Here is an 18,959-nt window from a genome sequence, read left to right as displayed (position 1 = left end):
CATGCTTTCCATGAACTGACATCATGAATGGGTGGAACTCCAGCAGATGCGCTACGCCATCGCCGTAGCCGAAGAGCGCAGCTTTACGCGCGCTGCCGAGCGTTGCCATGTGGTGCAGTCGGCGCTCAGCCACCAGATCAAGGCGCTTGAACGGGAGCTCGGGACGCAACTGTTCGCCCGCACCAGTCGCCGCGTCGAGGTGACGTCCGCAGGCGAAGCCTTCGTGGCATCGGCCCGGGAGTCCCTTGCCGCCGCGGAGCGCGCAGTGGCCGAGGCCGCCGCAACCACCGGCGAGGTCCGCGGCACCCTGTCGGTCGGCGTCATCCCCACGGTGACGGCGATCGACTTGCCTGCCGTGCTCGGTGCCTTCCACCGCGCCCATCCGCACGTGCACATCCACATGCGCGGCGGCGGCAGTGACCAGTTCATTGCCGCGATCGCCGCCGGCGACCTGGACGTTGCGGTGCTCGGCTTGCATGAGGCGCACGTTGACCGCGCGGGCGTCGCAACCCGCTTGCTGTCCTCTGAGCGTCTTGTCGCGGTCCTCCCGGCTGTGCATCCGCTCGCGCAGCGCGACGCGCTCGCGCTCCGCGACCTGGCCGGAGAGGTCTTCGTGGACTTCCCCGATGGCACACCGGGTCGCGTCCAGTCTGACTGCGCTTTTGCCGACGCCGGGCTACAGCGCGACGTGGCGTTCGAGGCCGTCTCGAGCGATTTCATGCTCGAGCTCGTCGACAACGGACTGGTGGTCGCGCTCTTGCCGCAGGCGGTGGTTGAGCAACGGCCGGGTCTGATCGCGCTGCCGGTTGAGGATGGGCCCACCCGCCATGAATTCCTGTCGTGGAGTTCATTCAACCCGTCGCCGGCGGCACGAGCGTTGATGTCTTCGCTCGACGTGGTGCCCACGTAACCTGTGTGAGATACCTAGGGAGGCGCCATGAGCATCATTCGAGGGCGCAGTAGCGCCAAGACGGCAAAGACCACGACGCAGGCCGCTGTCAGCGGAGCCTGCCTGGTCCGGCTCGTCGATGACGGCGGGACTCCCGAATGCGCGCCCGACGGCACCACTGCGGCCGAGGCGCTCGACCTGGCTGCTGCGGAGCCCGAGCGCATGGCATTCATGCTTTACCCGGAGCCCGGCCCCGAGTCGGTACGGGAACTTGAGCAGGCGTGGGATCTGCACCCTGTGCTGGTGGAGGACCTCCTGCACGGTGGTCAGCGCCCCAAGGTGGAGCGCTATGGCGATGTGCTGTTCTTGGTTATGCGGTCCGCGCACTACGACGATGCCCGCGAGGACGTGGACTTCGCGGAGTTCCACGTGTTGGTGAAACACGGTGCTATCGCGGTGTTGTGCCAAGACGGCATGTGGTTTGACGGCACATCCGCGACCGACCTGGTAGATGCGAACGATGCCGCGGGTAACCGGGTGATCGGGGAACTCTTGGGTGACGACTTGCTGGGGCTCGGCCCGGAAGCGGTGGCCTACCGGATGCTCGACGCGATCGTCGACGGGTATGCGCCGGTACTGCGCGAGGTAGGGATCGACAAGGACCAGATCGAGCGCCAGGTGTTCAGCGCTGATCCGGAGGTCGCTGAGCGCATCTATCGCTTGAGCCAGGAGGTCATTGACCTTCAGCATGCGACGTCCTGGATGGCGGAGGTTCTGGCTGGTTTGCGCGACGGCTTCGCGAAGCATGACGTTGCGGAGGAGCTGCAGACCTACCTGCAGGATGTGTCCGACCACCTCCAGCGGATTGGCGCACAGACCGCTGAGTACCGCGAGGCCCTGACACAGATTCTGAACGTGAACGCGACCCTGGTGGCGCAGCGCCAGAACGAGGACATGAAGAAGATCTCCGGTTGGGCGGCCATTCTTTTTGCGCCCACACTCATTGCGGCTGTTTACGGCATGAATTTTGATTCGATGCCGGAGCTGCATTGGGCCTTTGGGTATCCGATGGCCGTGCTGGTGATGGTGGGCTTCTCCGTGGCGCTGTACTTCATCTTCCGCGCAAAGAAGTGGATGTAGGCGGCGCGGTGACTGCGCGGGGCCGTGGCCTCGTTAGGCTGGTGCAATGGTGACGACGCCTCCAACAAATGATGACTGTGTTTTCTGCGCGATTGTCGCGGACCCCTCGAGCGACCACGTGGTGTGGGATGAGGACGGCGTCATCGCGTTCATGGACATCAATCCCGTGACGGACGGCCACCTACTGGTGGTGCCCAAGGAGCACTCGCAGGGGCTCACAGATATGCCCGCGGAGACTGCGGCACGCGTGATGCAGGTGGCTCAGGAACTGGCTCGTGCCTTGCGTGCATCCGACCTGCGTTGCGAAGGAGTCAACCTCTTCTTCGCAGAAGGTGAGGCCGCGCTACAGGAGATCTTCCACTCCCACTTGCATGTCTTGCCGCGCTACGAAGGCGACGGCTTCGGGATCACCGCGGACTGGGCTGGATCCACCGAAGAGGGCTTGGCCGCCGCCGCCACGTCAGTGCGCGCAGGGCTTAGCCAAAGATAAGGCCGACCACGCCCGCGACGCCGGAGATGCCGGCCAGGATCAAAGCGATCGTGATGAGCTTGCGGTGCACCGAGTAGAACTTGGTGCGGTTGCCGTCGGCGTCCGTTGAGCGATCGTCTGCGGCGATGCGTTTCATGAACTGTGGCCAGACCATGAAGGCGAAGATCGCGTTGGTCAGCAGGAGAATCGACAGTACGAGAGTCACCCCGGCACTGTAGCCCAGGCGCGAATGCGCACGCCCCGGACCTTCGTCATGTCGCATTGGCGTCACTGTGGCGTCATACTGACGTCATGGAACTATCTCACTACACCGAAGAGCTCCAGCGTCAGCTGGCCGTTGCCGCCGCAGCCGGCTCCGATGAGGCGCGCGAGCTCGCCGAGCGCCTCGCCTCCGCCCTCGAGCCCGCCACGCGCCTCGTCCTTGTCGAAGCCTTGTCAGAGGCCGCCGGCGAGATCTCCCGGGAAATCGCCCCGGGCTCCGTTGACGTGCGCATGCGCGGTCGCGACGTCGACTTCGTTGTCGCGGGCGTCGACTCAATGGGCCCGGAGTCTTCAGAGTCCGTCGCGACACCCGCAACGCCGGTTGCCGAGGACGCTCCGGCGCTCGCGGCAGACGGAGAGGACGCCACCGCCCGTATCTCACTGCGCCTTCCCGATCAGCTCAAGCAGCGTGCGGAGACCGCCGCCGCCCAAGAGGGGCTGTCGCTTAACGCGTGGCTCGTGCGCGCAGTCGCGGGGGCGGTCACGCCCGCGCCGCAGAGCCGGCGCGGCATGGCCGCCGCCCGCTACACAGGGTGGGTCCGATGAGTGCCCCCGAGATCACAGGGGTCAGGGTAGATATCCCGGCGGGCCGCATCGAGGTTGTGGCCGTCCCCGGTCGAGACGAAGTCTCCGTCGTCGTCAACCCCTCCAACCGCTCGCGTGCGGGTGATCGGGAGGCCGCAGAGAATGCAAGCGTCGAACGCGCTGGAGAGGTCGTTGTCGTGGCCGTTCCCACGCGCACCACGGTGTTTGGCAAGCCGGACTCGGTTGACGTCATCATCGAAGGGCCCGAGGGCCTGAACATCGACGCGAACACAAAGTACGGCGAGATTCGCCTCGCCGGCGCCGTGGGTGCAGTGCGGGTAGCGGCGCAGCATGGACAGATCCGGGCCGATGCTGTGGGCACCGCGGACATTCGCGGCGGCAATGGGAAGGTTCAGATCGGGACGGTCGCCGGGGACTCTACGGTAACGGTGAGTAATGGGGCTGCACGCGTTGGAGCCGTCGGGGGTGCCCTTTCCTTGCGAGCCACCAACGGTTCGATCGGAGTGGATGACGTGCGTGGTGAAGCCACGCTCGAGACCACGAACGGCTCGATCAAGGTGGGGGCCGTGACCGGTGCGCTCGAAGCGCGCTCAACTCACGGCGCGGTGCGCGTCCGTGACCTGAGTGGCGGCACAGCGCGGCTGGAGACTTCCATGGGGTCGGTCAAGGTGGGCGTGCGGCGTGGAGCGCCGGTGTGGCTAGATGCGTCCTCTGGACACGGCAAGGTCACCACTGATCTTGACGCGGACAGTGGTCCCGTTGAGGGTGAGCAGCCGGTCGAGCTGCATGTGCGGACCGGCTACGGGGCTGTGGCGGTGACACGCGTCTAACGGCGAAAGCCAGGGCCTGTGCAGTGCAGGTGTCTCCTGCGCGGCGAGTGGTGCCCCACTAGGGTCGTGTTAGTACAGAATCGCCCCCCAAGGAGGCCCTCTCGTGAATGCCGTCCCGACACCATCAGGCCGTGAAGTCCAACACGTGGACCTCAACCCGCAAATCGCGCATGACCCCGCGAGCGCGCCCATTCCACTGTTCACGCTTCCTGAAGGCCAGCTCGACGCCCACGAGGCGTATCAGTTGGTTCACGACGAGGCCATGCTCGACGGAAACGCCCGCCTCAACCTCGCCACCTTCGTCACGACGTGGATGGATGACTGGGCCTCCAAGCTGTACGCGGAGACCGTCGACAAGAACATGATCGACAAGGACGAGTACCCCAAGACTGCCGACATCGAAAACCGGTGCTGGCGGATCCTGGCGGACTTGTGGAGTGCGCCCGACCCCGACAGGGCCATCGGTACATCAACTGTGGGGTCCTCGGAGGCCGCGATGCTTGCGGGCTTGGCCCTGATGCGCCGGTGGCGCGCTGCGCGCCGCGCCGAGGGCAAGCCAACGGACCGTCCTAACCTCGTGATGAGTTCGGCGGTTCAGGTCTGCTGGGAGAAGTTCTGCAACTACTGGGACATCGAGATGCGCCTTATTTCCGTATCCACGGAGCACCCAGTGCTCGACGGCGGGCAGGTGCGTGACGCCGTTGACGAGAACTCCATTGGCGTGGTCGCCATCATGGGTGTCACGTACACCGGCTTGTATGAGCCGGTCGAGGAGATTTGCCAAGCCCTGGATGCCCTCGCTGCCGAAGGTGGGCCCGATGTGCCCGTCCACGTCGACGCGGCTTCCGGCGGGATGATCGCGCCCTTCCTCCAGCCTGACCTCGTGTGGGACTTCCGGTTGGAGCGAGTGGTGTCCATCAACACGTCAGGACACAAGTACGGCCTGGTCTATCCGGGACTGGGATGGGCGATCTGGCGTGACCAGGACTACTTGCCGGAGGACATGGTCTTCAAGGTCAGTTACTTGGGCGGCGACATGCCCACGCTCGCGCTGAACTTCTCGCGTCCGGGCGCGCAGGTGCTGCTGCAGTACTACCTCTTCATGAAGTTGGGACGGGAGGGCTACACCGCCGTGCAGCAGGCCACTCAGGACGTGGCGCTCTACCTATCCCGGGAGCTGGAGAAGATGGGGCCGTTCGAACTCGTCTCGGACGGCTCCGACATTCCGGTGTTCGCGTGGAAGCTCAAGGAGTCGTACGGCGCGCAGTGGACTCTGTACAACCTGTCCGATCGCCTGCGCGGGCGCGGCTGGCTGATCCCGGCGTACCCCATGCCCGAGGACCTGCAGGAGACCACCGTCCAGCGCATCGTGGTGCGCAACGGGCTCGGCTTCAACCTGGCTCGGGACTTGCTGAGCGACATCGAGGAGTGCGTCCAGTGGCTGGATAGCCTCGATGGCCCCATTCCCCACGAACACGCTCAGCCTGGCTTCACGCACTAGCAATCAGTCGCGGGGCGACGAGACGCCTGTCTGCGTGACACCTGGTCGGCTCACAACTGCGGCGAGGAAGAAGCAGGCGGCACCCGCCATGGTGCCTGCCGAAACCCACCATGCGCTCAGTACCTCGTCCGTGTGGGGCACAACCCAGGCGCCTACGGCGGAGGCGGCGAAGGCCACCGAGCCTGCGACGTTGAGCCACACAGCACCCGGGGTGCGCGCGAACATGTCCCACAGTTCGTGCCGCCGCTGGAGCGCCCCGAGTGCGAGGAAGCTCGACACCAGAAATGCCAGCGATCCCCAAGCATCGGACCGCCACCCGGCACCTACCTCGTCCGGGTCGCCCACGACGGCGAAGAGTGCCACGGCGGTGGACACGTTGAACATGGCGGTTCCCACCAGTTGCACGGTGGCGGACCACCAGTCGAGGGCATTGGCTGCTGTCGTGCCAGTGATCGGGGCGCGCCTCCCGTCCAAGAGGAGTTGGAGCACCGCGGCGGTGGTGAAGAACAGTGAGCCCACGAAGAACGTCGCATTGGCGGCCACGACTCCCACGGCATCGAAGTACCACGGCAGCGAGCCCACAAAGAAGAAGAGCGAGCCGACGGCGAACCCCACGACCTCATGGCGCATCCGGAGAAAACGGCGGCTTGGCATGCGGCCACAGTACTGAGTCCCGTGCTGTGCCAGCCAGGGGACTGTCGTGTGGGCTAGTCGTCGTCCTCGGCCTGGCGGGCCCGATACGCCTGCACCGCGGCACGGTTTGTGCACGTGGTTGAGCAGTATTTTCGTGAGCGGTTGCGAGACAGGTCAAAGACGACGCCGTCGCAGTCGTCCATCTCGCAGCGGTCAAAGCGACTCATCTCATCCGCACGGATCACGTCGATCATGCCCATCGCGGCCTCGACGAGGATGCGGTCGGCCAGTGGCCGGTCGTCAGTGGTGGCGTGAATGTGCCAGTCAATGTCGCCGTGTTTCACGACCTGGGGCAGAGCGTGGTGCTCGGCCAGTACCGAGTTCACGAGGGGGACGGCGCCGTCGCGCGTCGCTTTGAAGAGTGCGCGCAGTCGGGAGCGGATGGCGCGGACTTCGCGCAGGTCCTTCGCGGTGGGCCGTGCGCCCGTGTAGCCCCAGTCATCGAAGAACGCCACGAGCTCGTCAAACGTCGTCAGCGTGTCCGGCTCTAGCTCGGAATTGGCGAGCCACACCCCGGTCTCGAGGGCCATCGCGGTGTCATCGGCAAAAACCATGTTGACACATTACCAAGTGAGACCGTACTGTCATGAGTCATGACGACTTTGGCTCATGACATCAAAGCCCCACGCCTGGCATCCGGGTTGGGATTCGCCCTGCTCTCGGCGGCGGCTTTTGGCATGTCTGGAAGCCTTGGACGTGGCCTCATGGACATGGGCTGGACCGCAGGGTCCGCGACGCTCATCCGTGTGGCCATTGCCGCGATGGTGCTGACCCTCCCCGGCATCATCGCCCTGCGCGGTCGCTGGCACCTTGTGCGCCGCGGCATCGGCTCGATCATCGCTTACGGCGTCTTCGCCGTGGCGGGCGCGCAGCTGTGTTACTTCTTCGCCGTCCAGCACCTGGACGTCTCCGTTGCACTCCTCATCGAGTACCTCGCGCCTATCGCCGTGGTGCTGTGGATGTGGCTCCGGCGCGGACATCGCCCCACGCGCCTCACCCTCGCGGGCGCGGCAGTGGCGTTCGGCGGCCTGGTGCTCTTGCTTGATGTGCTGGGCGGCGGAGAAGTCAGCATTGTCGGCATTGGCTGGGCACTGTGCGCCATGGTGGGTGCATCTGTGTACTTCGTGATCTCCGGTGACGAGTCCAACGGACTCCCACCCCTCACGCTGGCCGCCGGTGCGCTCCTCGTGGCGCTGGTTGTCTTGAGCGCAGCGGCCGTCACGGGCCTGCTACCTATGGCATTCGCCACCGGCACTGTGCAATTCGCGCCGTTCGCGGCGCCATGGTGGCTCGTGGTGATCGTGCTTGGCGTGGTGACTGCCGGTGTGTCCTACGTAGCCGGAATTGCGGCCACGCGACGCCTCGGCGCGCGCCTTGGATCCTTCGTCGCGCTGACCGAGGTCATGGCGGCGGCGCTGTTCGCGTGGTTCTTGCTAGGCCAGGCGCCGCGCGGAATTCAGATCGCCGGCGCCGCCCTCGTGTTGACCGGAGTCGTCATCGTGAAGCTTGGCGAGCGTCGGATCGAACCCGTCCGCACGCCTGAGCCCGACCCGGCTCCCGCCTGGGTGGGGGTCGACGATCGACCTGCCCCAGCATCGGCCGGTGTTCCCGCCCCGGTGACCCTGTTGCCCGGTGATTTCGGCAGCGCGGTCCGCTAACCCCAGATGAAGCGGCCGTCCGCGAAGCGGGCGGGCCACACGCGCGTCACCCAGTTGGGGTCGATCGCGCCGTAGATGTGCGGGAAGAACTCTCCCTCGCCGCCGTCTTCCTCAATCAACTCGACGCCCGCGGCGATGGCGGCCTCAGTATCGACCTCGAGCACGCACAGTTCTTCCGGGTCATCGGCGTAGAGGAACTCCGCCACCGTGGACACCTGGTGGGCGTGGGAGGCGTGGATGAATCCGACCTGAGCCAGGTCCGCACCTCGGGTCGACACGGTATACCGACCGTCATTCACGGCCGCAGTCCAATCGGCAACGTGTGCCAGGTGATAGATCGACATGCGTGCAGTATCCCGCGCTGGCCAAAGCTTGGCGATTTCTGAGAGTTTCGAGATCTTCCAGCGGTTATGCTGGCAATCCCTTCTCACCACAACTTCGCACACACACGCCACCTGCGCGTAGCAGGCTGATCGCCCTTCGCATTGACGCGAATGAGGGTGATGGGTCAGTGACGCTCGGGTGGGGTCGAGAGGGTCAATGATGGCAATGACCACGGAAGTGCCGCTGGTAGCGCGAGGAGCGTCGCACGGCGGTGACGGTTCGGCCGCGGATCTACCTGGCGCGCGCCAAACGGAGATTGAGCACGCCCTGGAACGGGTCGACGAGGGCTCCGGGGCAATCCTGTGGACCGCGGAGCACGGCATGGGGCGCTCGACCCTGCTCGATACCCTCGCTGAGGCGCTCACGGCAACCGCGGCATCGGCCCGCGCCTTGGTTGTGCGGGTCTCGCCAGAGCGCCTGGATCGCGACCGTAGCCGCGACGCGTTTCTCGCTGCCCTACTCAGTCAAGTGGAACGACTCAGTGATACTGGCGAAGAAGATCTTCCCGTTGAGCGCGGGCTCGAGGCCGCCATCGCCGCGCAGTTGCGCAAGGTCGCCGCGGGCAAGACGTGCGTGATCCTCATCGATGACGCCGACATGCTCTCCGGTGAGGCGATCGATTCTGTCCTCCAATTGTTGGGCCATGACGGTTCCGCCACCGTTGTACTTGCGACCGCCTGCCGCTCTCCGTTTGGGGAGCGACCGCCACACGACGTGGAGATTCGAGAGCTGCCAGGCGTGACGACGGACGGCGCACTACGTGTCATGGCCGAGGCTCATTGTGGAGCCGTCGCGCCGCACGTGGCCGCGACCCTGACCTACCGCCTGGCCGGCAACCCCGCTTGCATCGTGCAGACCGCGCGGCGCCTGAGCCCCCAGCAGTTGGCCGGAACATCCATGCTCCCCGACCCGCTCCCGGTCGTGCCAGCGGTGAAGAACGCCCTGGCCGCGCATCTCGAGGACTTGACCGACCGCGACCGTGCGGCGCTCCTGATCGGTGCCGTCGCCGTCGTGGATCGGATCGACACACTGACCGCGGCGACCGGGGAGGATGTCAACTACTTCGTCTCCGGCCCCGTCGCCAAGCACCTCACGCTGTTGGCCGGAGGGTTCAGCTTCGAGGACCAACGACTGCGGTCGCTCCTTCATGGACAGGCTTCGCTAGCGCAGCGCACCACGGCGCACGAGGCGCTCGCGCGTGCTCACCAGGAGGCAGGGGAGCACCAGGTGGCGGCGTGGCATACGGCCCTTGCGCGGATCGCCGGCGACCCTGCGGTAGTTCCCGACCTGCTGCGCCTGGCGGTCAGGCACTTGCACCACGGTGACACGCGGTGGGCGCACGCAATTGCCCGCGAGGCTGTGGGTCACGCGACCGGCGACGAGCGTGTCCGTGCTTGCGAGTTGTCAGGCATTGCGGCGGTCCTCAGCGGCCACATTCATGACGCCGCTCACTGGCTTCCACATGCCGCGAGGTCTGGCGATCCCACCACCCGCGCGCGCACGTTGCTTGGTCTGGTCGTGACCTTGACGTTGACCGACGGGCGCGTGCCGGACGAGGTGCTGGAGCGGGCGCGCGTCGAAGCGATCGCGGGCCCCGATGACGAGTCGGGCAGGCGCGTGAGGTCCAACGTGGCGCGCGCGCTATCCGCCGCCGCCTGCCTGCACATGGAACGCGGTGCGACGGCAGCGGCGTGGCGTCGCCTCGAGGAAGCTCGAGAACTCGTGGGAGGGGGTCGATGCGGTGATCGAGACGGCACGCGCCTCGCCCGGGCGTGGCTATCGATCTACGCGGCGGAAGCCACGGGTGAGGTGGACCTGCCCGCCCAAGCCGTGGTCCCCGACGACGAATCTCTGGGTGCCGTCGCCAGGGGAGTGGCGCTCATGCACGCCGATGAGCCAGACGCCGCGGCCCGGCTCCTCGCGAGTGCAGTTGCAGAACTGTCTCCCGTGAGACGTAGCGACGTGTGGTTCGACGGACCAGAGGGGGCTGCGTCTCCTTTGGTCGTCGCGCATTTGCGAGTCGTGCAGGCACTGGTCGAGTTCCGTGCGGGCGACGTCGAGCGCGCCGCCTCGACGCTCCGCGAGGCCGCCGAGCACCTTCCCGTTGGGCTGGTGTTGTCGGGGCTTGGTGTGACGCTGAGCCGCCGCATCGACGTTGTCCGCGACGGTGCGGTCAGTGCAACCTCAGAGGCGCTTACGGAAACATCGCCGTGCCACGCGAGCACGCAGGTCCGCCTGGGGTTGCTCGTGGACCGGGCAATCGAGGCCAGCTTTGATCGCGACCACGTTCAGGCCGCGACGTTGCTGGAGGTTGCAGCTGAGCGTGAGCTGCGCGAGTCAGCTGCGGGGCTGACGGTGCCCGGAATCGACATCGTCGAGGAGTGGGCGACCGCTGGCAGGAACCATGAGGCCCACCGCGCCTTGCATCGCTTGCGCGCCCGCATCGGCACGCTGTCGCCGCTATCCCGGGCGGTGGTTCTGTCACGTGCGGAACTCGCCATCGCTACCGAGGAAGACATCGAGTCGCGGGTCGAGGCCGCAACCGCTGCGGCGCGCGACATCACGAGCGCCTACGACCGTGCGCGTTCGGAACTCAGCGTGGGACGAGCGTTCGCCCGCGTTGGACTCCAGGAGCGGGCGGAGGCGGCCATGCTGAGCGCCCAGGACTTGTTTGACGAGTCAGGGGCCGATGCCTGGGTTGCGTTGGTACGTGAAGAGGCCGCGTCGTTGAGTTCAGGGGCGACAGAGCCGATGCGACGTGCCACCGAAGTGTCCGAGCACGTGAGCCCCGCGGGCACGGACTCCGCATCCCGCGAGGACGCGGATGCATGGGCAGTTGACCTGACTGATCGCGAGCGCGAGGTCGCGACGCTCGTGGCACAGGGCTACGCCAACCGTGACGTGGCAGAGCGCCTGTACGTGTCCGTCAGGACTGTTGAAGTGCACTTGGGGCGTGTGTACCGCAAGCTCGGATTGCGTTCGCGCGTGGAACTCGCGGTGCTCGCGCATCGTTACTCAGACAGTTCCTGAGCCACCCGCGCTCATACGTACGTAGAAGTACGTACGGGTAGTTAGTGAGGTTTCCTCACAAATGTGGTGAACGCGGATTACAAGCGGCTGAACATCTTCCTACATTGGGGTCACGTTCCCCAACGTCTGCACCCTCAGCGCAGGCAGGAAGAGAGGCAGCAACGATGCTTCCTACCCACTCACGAGCGCGGCGTTCAGTCGCGGCGACGACAGTCACCGCACTGCTCGGCGCGTCGCTCACAGCGGTCGCGATGACCGCGACAGCCACGGCCGCCTCGGCCGCGGACTGTGCCCCGGCATGGGATTCCGGTAACTCCAACTACAGCGGCGGCACGGTTGTGTCGCACGAAGGTGAGAACTGGGAGGCCAAGTGGTGGGCCGGCAGTTGGGAGGTTCCCGGCGCGTCGCAGTGGAACGCCTGGCAGTCGCTCGGCACTTGCGGCGACGGTACGCCCGAGCCAACTCCGACGCCGACTCCCACCACGGATCCGTCGCCTACGACGGACCCATCACCCACCACCGATCCGTCACCTACGCCGGATCCCACCCCGACGACGGACCCGTCACCCACGACCGACCCGTCGCCCACTCCGGATCCCACACCGACCACGGACCCGACTCCGGACCCAGACGCCAATCCCGATGAGGCCTGCCGCCCTGATGGGATGGCCCAGACCCCCGGCGTTGACACCCCGTACTGCGACATCTACGACGAGAACGGCGTGGAGATTCTCCCCAACGGCCTCGATCGTCGCGTAATCGGCTACTTCACCTCGTGGAGGACGGGCAGCAACGGGCCCGCATACCTCGCAGGCGACATCCCTTGGGACTCGCTGTCGCACATCAACTACGCGTTCGCGCACATTGATGACAACTGGGAAGTCTCGGTGAACGAGGACGTCCCCGGTAACGCGGCAACCGACATGACGTTCCCGGGCGTGCCTGGGGCGGAGATGGACCCCTCACTGCCGTACACCGGTCACTTCAACCTGCTGAACCAGTACAAGGAAGACAACCCCGGCGTGAAGATCCTCCCCGCAGTGGGTGGATGGGCTGAGTCCGGCGGTTACTTCGACGGCAACGGAGACCGCGTCGGCAACGGCGGCTTCTACACGATGACCGAGTCCCAGGACCGCATCGACACCTTCTCCGACTCGGTCGTGGACTTCATTCGTGAGTACGGCTTCGACGGCATCGACATCGACTACGAGTACCCGACCTCGAATGGCCAGGCCGGTAACCCGCTCGACTTCGCTATCGCGGACGCCAAGCGTGGCGAACTGTTCAGCGACTTCGTCGATCTGATGAAGACGCTGCGCGAGAAACTCGACGTGGCCGGCGCAGAAGACGGCGAGTACTACATGCTCACCGCCGCTGTGCCTTCCTCCGGATGGCTCCTGCGCGGTATGGAGGCCTTCCAGGTCACGGAGTATGTCGACTACCTGAACCTCATGACCTACGACCTCCACGGCGCGTGGAACAAGTACGTCGGCGGTAACGGACCGTTGTTCGACGACGGCAAGGACCCCGAGCTCGCTGCAGCGGGTGTCTACGGCGCCTACGACAACATCGGCTACCTCAACGGTGACTGGGCTGCGCACTACTTCCGTGGCGCTATGCAGGCCGGACGCATCAACATCGGCGTGCCGTTCTACACTCGCGGCTTCGAGAACGTGACCGGTGGCGTCAACGGCATGGGAGGCACCGCCGCCGCACCGTCTGGCTTCAACTGCCCTGACGGCACCAACAATGCCTGCGGTCACGGTGGCGAGGGAATTAACAACCTCTGGCACGATCTGGACGAAAACGGCGACCCGATTCCCGCCGGTGTGAACCCGATCTGGCACGCTCTCAACCTTGAGGACGGGGTCCGTGGCGACTACGTCGACTCGTACGGCGTTACCGATGAGATCGAGGGCGACTACGTTCGCTACTTCGACGAGACCACCAAGAACGAGTGGTGGTGGAACGACACCACCAACACGTTCCTGTCGGGTGACTCGAACGAGGCCGTGGCGGCGAAGGCAGACTATGTCGCTGAGACCGGACTCGGTGGCCTCATGATCTGGGAGCTCGCAGGTGACTACGAGTACAACCAGGACAAGGGTCAGTACGAGATGGGCTCCACCCTCGTGGACCTCATGCACTCGCGCCTGTCGGGTGTCGGTGCCTACGGTGACTCGAAGGCCAACGCCGATCGCACCATGCCTACGGATGCCCTTGACCTGGACATCGAGTACACCGAGTTCGCACTCGGCGACAACAACTACCCGATTGCCCCCAAGGTCGTCTTCCGCAACAACGGTGAGGTCGACATTCCGGCCGGTGCCACGATCTCTTTCCAGTACGCCACGTCCGACACGGGCGAGATGAGTGACTGGTCCGGATTCGGCACCACGACCACTGATCTGGGGCACACCGGTGACAACATCGGTGGCCTCGACGGAGACTTCCACACCGCGGAGTTCACAGTCCCGATGACCGGCCTTCCCGCCGGTGGCGAGATCGTGAACAACCTGAAGTGGACCCTGCCTGTCGCGCAGTTCTCCAACGTCATCGTCTCCTTCGGCGGCGCGGACTACTCGACCACCTACGACCACGGTCGTGGAATCCAGGTCGTGTCCGCCCCGGTCGACGGTGGCGGCGATGGAGGCGGCGACGGTAACGGTGGCGGCGACGGCGGTGGTGATGGCCAGTGCTCGGCAGCGGCATGGGATGCCGCCACCGTGTACAACGGCGGCGCCACGGTCAGCCACGCCGGCCAGGAGTGGACTTCCCGCTACTGGACGCAGGGCAACGAGCCCAGCAGTGCCAACGCTTGGGGCCCATGGGCTCCAGCCGGCACCTGCTGATCTAGCGGCGGTGGCGGGCCGTGACCTTTCCGGCCCGCCACCGCACACCAACCGTCCGGGCTACTCGCCCGGAAGGGGCGCAGCCTCATCCCTCACGCAGGCTGCGTTCCGTCCGGTGGCGTTGATCGGAGAACCCCCGCATCGGCCCATCGGCGCTCTCGCAGCACACACGAGAACAAAGGACACACATCATGGCCCCATCAACGAGCACGAGTCGCCGCAGCCCCTGGGCTGTCGTCGGCTCCGTGGTCGCCTCACTTGCGTTGGTCGGCACAGCTGCCGCCAGCGCCTCGGCGAACACAGCATCGGTGGCTTCTGCCACCCCCATCACCACCCAGGCGGTCTCCACCGCTGACGGTGACTCCAACATCAACGGATTTCGCAACGTCGGCTACTTCGCCCAGTGGGGCGTCTACGGGCGCGACTTCAAACTCAAGCAACTCCAGGACTCCGGTGCCGCCGCAGACCTGACTCACCTGAACTACGCGTTCGGCAACATTCATCACGAGGAACTGACCTGCTTCATCGCGAATAAGGCACAGGGAACCGGACCCAACGGTTCAGACGGTGCAGGCGATGCCTGGGCCGACTTCGGTATGGGTTACACCGCTGCTAACTCAGTCGCGGGTGTGGCCGACCAGTGGGACCAGCCCCTTGCAGGTAACTTCAACCAGATCAAGCAGCTGAAGGAGGAAAACCCTAACCTCAAGGCCATGCTGTCGATCGGTGGCTGGACCTGGTCCAAGAACTTCTCCAAGGCGGCAGCGACGGACGCCTCACGCGAGAAGCTGGTGTCTTCGTGCATCGACATTTACATCAAGGGCAACCTGCCCACCATTGATGGCAAGGGTGGCGATGGAGCAGCCGCAGGCGTCTTTGACGGCATCGATATTGACTGGGAGTGGCCAGGCACGAACGCCGGCCTCGAAGGCAACTATGTCGATGAGGAGAACGACCAAGAGAACTTCCGTCTCCTGCTGGCCGAGTTCCGCAAGCAGCTCGATGAATACGGCGCAGAGACTGGCGAGAACTACCTGTTGTCTGCGTTCCTGCCCGCAAGCCCGACTGTTATCGAAGCTGGCGGCTGGAACGACCCCCGCAACTTTGAGTCGCTCGACTTCGGCAACGTCCAAGGCTACGACCTGCACGGAGCATGGAACGCGTCACTGACGGGTCACCAGATCAACTTGTATGACGACCCTGCAGACCCTCGTGATGAGGACCAGCAGTTCTCGGTGGACAAGGCGGTGAACATGTACATCGATGCGGGCGTTGCGCCTGAGCAGTTGGGCCTCGGTATGGCCATGTACGGACGCGGCTGGAAGGGCGTCGATGACGCTGATCCGTGGGCCGCTGCCACTGGTGCTGGCCCCGGAACGTGGGAAGCCGGCAACGAGGATTACACAAAGTTGAAGAACCTGGGTACCTCGTACTTTGATCCTGAGGTGGTCGCATCCTGGCGCTACGACGGCAACCAGTGGTGGACCCTTGACGATGACAAGACGATCCCTGTCAAGGCGGACTACATTCGCGACCAGGGCCTCGGCGGCGGCATGTGGTGGGAGCTTGACGGCGACCGCAACGGCGAGCTGACCGAGATTCTGATGAACGACCTCGGCAACGGCGCTCGCGGCCCGGTCGACGGCGGTCCTGTCGTCACGCCGACTCCGACTCCGACCGAAACGTCGACTCCGGACCCCACGGTGACGCCTACGACCTCGCCTGAGCCCACCGTGACCCCCACGGAGCCTCCTGTCGAGGAGTGCGCCAACCCGTGGAGCGCATCCGAGGGCTACCCCGGTGGCACTCAGGTGACGCACAACGGTGAGACCTGGGAGAACAAGTGGTGGTCGCAGGGTGAAGAGCCCGGCGCCTCGCAGTGGGGCCCCTGGGTCTCGCAGGGATCGTGCGATGGCACCGAGCCCACTCCCACGGCCACGCCTGAGCCGACCGACACACCCACGACGGAGCCCACGACCGAACCGACCGTGGACCCTGGTCAGTGCTTGACCGAGTGGGTCAGCGGTGACGTCTATGTCGGTGGCGACGAGGTGTCGCACAACGGTCACAACTACCGCGCCAAGTGGTGGACGAACGGGGACACCCCGGGCGCCGCTCAGTGGGGTCCCTGGGAGGACCTCGGCGCTTGCTAGGCAGCATGACTGCGCGGGTGCTCCCCGTTGCCCTCGCCGTGAGCTTGCTCGCGGCGGGGTGCACGGGGGGCGCTCCCGCGCCGGGGGAGGCCTCGGGCACGGATTCGGAGGGCTCCTCGGCACACGCGGAGGAGGGTTCGGCCGATGCTGCTACGGCGGCGATGCCCGTTGGTCCCCTCGAGATCGACGCAGCTCAGTACTGGACTCCCGTCCAGGCCGAGGGTGACATTAGCCGCGTTGCGGCGGGTGGTTGTGAAGCTGACGCTCCATGCCCGTCCTTTGCAGTGATTTCCGGCGACACCGCGGCGCAGATCGATGCTTCCGAGCCCTTCTTCGACGACGGCATCGCCTGCCCTGTTCTCGGCACCACGCCCACGGAGGGCACCTTGCTCGCGGAGCACCCGGCCACCGTGGCAGGGGAGGACGGCACTATGCACATGTTTGATGTGACGTGCACGGATGCCGACGGCAACGAGGAGCTGACGTTGCCGCAGAACCAATGGAGCCTCGAGACCGAGTCGGGCACGATCGTCATCGTGGACCGCTGGTCCTTCGACGGACTCCTGACCAAGGTGGCGGAAGCCTCCCTCACGTAACTCCAATGCAACGCATGACGAGGGCCGATGCTGGATCGCAGCATCGGCCCTCGTCATGCTCGGGAGGGTGTTAGTTGAGGTTCTTCAGCAATTCCTCGTGCTGGGCGTGCACAGCCTCGGGGACTGCGTCGCCATAGCTGGCGAGGAAGCGTGAGGTGTCGACGGCCTCGGCCTGGAGGGACTCCTGGTTGACCTCAAAGAGGGCGTCCCACTTGTCGCGGGTCATGCCCGCGGCTGAGTAGTTGATCGAGCCGTCGACCGGCATGCGGCCCAGCGGGCCGTCGGTGTACGAGGCGCGGCCGTCGACGCGGTCGAGGATCCATGCCAGAACGCGGGCGTTCTCGGCAAATCCGGGCCACAGGAACTTGCCGTCTTCGCCCTTGCGGAACCAGTTGACCTGGAAGATCGCGGGTGCCTCGCCCTGGCGGTCCAAATCGGCGCCCACGTTGAGCCAGTGCTGCCAGTGGTCACCCATGTGTGTTCCGGAGAACGGCAGCATGGCGAAGGGGTCGCGGCGCAGTTCGCCCACGGTTCCTTCGGCTGCTGCGGTGCGCTCGGATGCAAGCGTCGCGCCCAGGTAGACGCCGTGCTCCCAGTCGCGTGCTTCGGTCACCAGCGGCACGTTCGTGGCGCGACGGCCACCAAAGATGATCGCGTCGATGGGAACTCCGGCGGGGTCGTCCCACGTGTCGGCGATGGTGGAGCACTGCGAGGCCGCGACCGTGAAGCGCGAGTTCGGGTGTGCGGCCGGGGTGGGGGAGTCAGGTGTCCAGTCGTTGCCGCGCCAATCCGTGAGGTGGGCCGGCGGCTCCTCGGTGAGGCCTTCCCACCACACGTCTCCGTCGTCCGTGAGCGCCACGTTCGTGAAAACGACGTCGCGCTTCAGCATGTCCACAGCCACCGGGTTGGTGTCCTCGCCGGTGCCGGGGGCGACACCGAAGAAGCCGGCTTCAGGGTTGATAGCGCGGAGGCGACCGTCGGCGCCTGGGGCGAGCCAGGCGATGTCATCGCCGATGGTCTCGACCTTCCACTCGGGGATGGACGGCTGCAGCATTGCGAAGTTGGTCTTGCCGCAGGCGCTGGGGAATGCGGCCGCCACGTGGAAGACGCGTCCGCGCGGGTTCGTGACCTTGAGCAGCAGCATGTGGGCGGCGATCCAGCCCTCGTCACGACCGATGGCGGAAGCGATGCGTAGCGCGAAGGCCTTCTTTGCAAGGATCGCGTTGCCGCCGTAGGCCGAGCCGTACGACCAGATCTCGCGGTCCTCGGGGTAGTGGACGATGTACTTGGTGTCCGAGCACGGCCAGGCCACGTCCTCCTCGCCCGGAGCCAGAGGTGCGCCGACGGTGTGAACGGCGGGGACCCACGCGTTGTTGGGGGTGATCTGACGCAACGCCTGAGTGCCCATGCGGGTCATGGTTCCGGTGCTGATGACGACGTAGGGCGAGTCGGTGACCTGGACTCCGACGCGGGCGAGGGGGCTACCGACGGGCCCCATCGAAAATGGGACGACGTACATGGTGCGGCCGCGCATGCAGCCGTCGAAGAGGTCGTCAAGGGTCTCGCGCATCTCGGTCGGGTCGGCCCAGTTGTTGGTGGGGCCGGCGTCAGCCTCATCGCGGGAGCAGATGAAGGTGCGTGACTCCACGCGAGCGACGTCGTCGGGGTGCGAGCGCGCCAGGTAGGACCCGGGGCGCTTGTCCTGGTTGAGCTGCGTCAGGGTGCCCGCCTCGACGAGTCCGTCGATCAGACCCTGGCGCTCCTCGTCCGATCCGTCGCACCACACGATCTGGTCCGGCTGGGTCAGAGCAGCCATGCGTTCGACCCATGCAACGACGCGGGCGTCGGCTGCGGCTGGGGCGGGATTGGCGGAGTAGGTGCGGTGTCCAGCGACTGTGGCGGTCATGGTGGCTCCTGGCGGGTAGAAGATGTGCCG

The 18,959-nt window shown here is 65.7% G+C and carries 16 protein-coding genes; 11 read left to right on the top strand and 5 right to left on the bottom strand.

The window, feature by feature from the left end; translation table 11 throughout:
- Positions 1-31: 31 nt before the first annotated feature.
- Genes AOP74_RS02580 through AOP74_RS02570 form a run of 3 tightly spaced genes read left to right on the top strand, consistent with a single transcriptional unit; the run spans position 32 to position 2,519 of the window.
- Positions 32-910: a LysR family transcriptional regulator gene (locus tag AOP74_RS02580; protein ID WP_061960774.1), complete on the top strand. Its 879-nt coding sequence runs from the start codon at positions 32-34 to the stop codon at positions 908-910.
- A gap of 27 nt (positions 911-937) precedes the next feature.
- Positions 938-2,029, top strand: a complete 1,092-nt coding sequence (locus tag AOP74_RS02575) for a magnesium and cobalt transport protein CorA (protein ID WP_061960773.1) — start codon at positions 938-940, stop codon at positions 2,027-2,029.
- Positions 2,030-2,075: 46 nt separating this feature from the next.
- Complete coding sequence (locus tag AOP74_RS02570) at positions 2,076-2,519, top strand: HIT family protein (RefSeq protein WP_061960772.1); 444 nt, start codon at positions 2,076-2,078, stop codon at positions 2,517-2,519.
- On the opposite strand, the gene AOP74_RS02565 is transcribed toward AOP74_RS02570, so the two are convergent.
- Complete coding sequence (locus AOP74_RS02565) at positions 2,506-2,724, bottom strand: SCO4848 family membrane protein (RefSeq protein ID WP_152649130.1); 219 nt, start codon at positions 2,722-2,724, stop codon at positions 2,506-2,508. The genes AOP74_RS02570 and AOP74_RS02565 overlap by 14 nt on opposite strands.
- 86 nt (positions 2,725-2,810) lie before the next feature.
- Between AOP74_RS02565 and AOP74_RS02560 the strand changes: the two genes are divergently transcribed.
- From AOP74_RS02560 to gad, 3 genes are all read left to right on the top strand, one after another.
- Positions 2,811-3,326 carry a toxin-antitoxin system HicB family antitoxin gene (locus tag AOP74_RS02560; RefSeq protein ID WP_061960770.1) on the top strand — a complete coding sequence of 172 codons (516 nt, stop codon included), beginning with the start codon at positions 2,811-2,813 and terminating at the stop codon, positions 3,324-3,326.
- The gene (locus tag AOP74_RS02555) at positions 3,323-4,156 is read left to right on the top strand and encodes a DUF4097 family beta strand repeat-containing protein (protein WP_061960769.1); all 834 of its coding nucleotides are present in this window, start codon (positions 3,323-3,325) and stop codon (positions 4,154-4,156) included. The genes AOP74_RS02560 and AOP74_RS02555 overlap by 4 nt, the downstream gene beginning before the upstream one ends.
- Positions 4,157-4,259: 103 nt before the next feature.
- Complete coding sequence (gad, locus tag AOP74_RS02550) at positions 4,260-5,657, top strand: glutamate decarboxylase (protein ID WP_061960768.1); 1,398 nt, start codon at positions 4,260-4,262, stop codon at positions 5,655-5,657.
- A 3-nt stretch (positions 5,658-5,660) separates the two neighbouring features.
- Here gad and AOP74_RS02545 read toward each other — a convergent pair whose 3' ends face one another.
- On the bottom strand, positions 5,661-6,311 hold the full coding sequence (locus tag AOP74_RS02545) for a hypothetical protein (protein WP_061960767.1): 651 nt from the start codon (positions 6,309-6,311) through the stop codon (positions 5,661-5,663).
- Positions 6,312-6,364: 53 nt separating this feature from the next.
- Positions 6,365-6,904: a CGNR zinc finger domain-containing protein gene (locus tag AOP74_RS02540; protein ID WP_061960766.1), complete on the bottom strand. Its 540-nt coding sequence runs from the start codon at positions 6,902-6,904 to the stop codon at positions 6,365-6,367.
- 39 nt (positions 6,905-6,943) lie between these two features.
- Between AOP74_RS02540 and AOP74_RS02535 the strand changes: the two genes are divergently transcribed.
- Positions 6,944-8,008: an EamA family transporter gene (locus tag AOP74_RS02535; RefSeq protein WP_082095955.1), complete on the top strand. Its 1,065-nt coding sequence runs from the start codon at positions 6,944-6,946 to the stop codon at positions 8,006-8,008.
- On the opposite strand, the gene AOP74_RS02530 is transcribed toward AOP74_RS02535, so the two are convergent.
- On the bottom strand, positions 8,005-8,352 hold the full coding sequence (locus tag AOP74_RS02530) for a DUF952 domain-containing protein (protein ID WP_061960765.1): 348 nt from the start codon (positions 8,350-8,352) through the stop codon (positions 8,005-8,007). The two genes, AOP74_RS02535 and AOP74_RS02530, sit on opposite strands and share 4 nt — an antisense overlap.
- Before the next feature lie 196 nt (positions 8,353-8,548).
- On the opposite strand from AOP74_RS02530, the gene AOP74_RS02525 reads away from it, so the two are divergent.
- From AOP74_RS02525 to AOP74_RS02510, 4 genes are all read left to right on the top strand, one after another.
- The gene (locus AOP74_RS02525; protein ID WP_082095954.1) at positions 8,549-11,422 is read left to right on the top strand and encodes a helix-turn-helix domain-containing protein; all 2,874 of its coding nucleotides are present in this window, start codon (positions 8,549-8,551) and stop codon (positions 11,420-11,422) included.
- 164 nt (positions 11,423-11,586) lie between these two features.
- Positions 11,587-14,274 carry a glycosyl hydrolase family 18 protein gene (locus AOP74_RS02520; protein ID WP_082095953.1) on the top strand — a complete coding sequence of 896 codons (2,688 nt, stop codon included), beginning with the start codon at positions 11,587-11,589 and terminating at the stop codon, positions 14,272-14,274.
- A gap of 191 nt (positions 14,275-14,465) precedes the next feature.
- Positions 14,466-16,427, top strand: a complete 1,962-nt coding sequence (locus tag AOP74_RS02515; RefSeq protein WP_061960763.1) for a glycosyl hydrolase family 18 protein — start codon at positions 14,466-14,468, stop codon at positions 16,425-16,427.
- A gap of 5 nt (positions 16,428-16,432) precedes the next feature.
- The gene (locus AOP74_RS02510) at positions 16,433-17,023 is read left to right on the top strand and encodes a hypothetical protein (protein WP_061960762.1); all 591 of its coding nucleotides are present in this window, start codon (positions 16,433-16,435) and stop codon (positions 17,021-17,023) included.
- Between the two features lie 70 nt (positions 17,024-17,093).
- Here the strand turns inward: AOP74_RS02510 and AOP74_RS02505 are convergent, their stop codons facing one another.
- Entirely contained in the window at positions 17,094-18,929 is a 1,836-nt protein-coding gene (locus AOP74_RS02505; protein WP_061960761.1) for a phosphoenolpyruvate carboxykinase (GTP), read from the bottom strand.
- Between the last annotated feature and the right edge of the window lie 30 nt (positions 18,930-18,959).

Source organism: Demequina flava, from assembly GCF_000975035.1.
GTDB classification, from domain to species: domain Bacteria; phylum Actinomycetota; class Actinomycetes; order Actinomycetales; family Demequinaceae; genus Demequina; species Demequina flava.
Note: the sequence above shows the minus strand (reverse complement) of the source record. Positions and strands in the feature narration are given on the sequence as shown.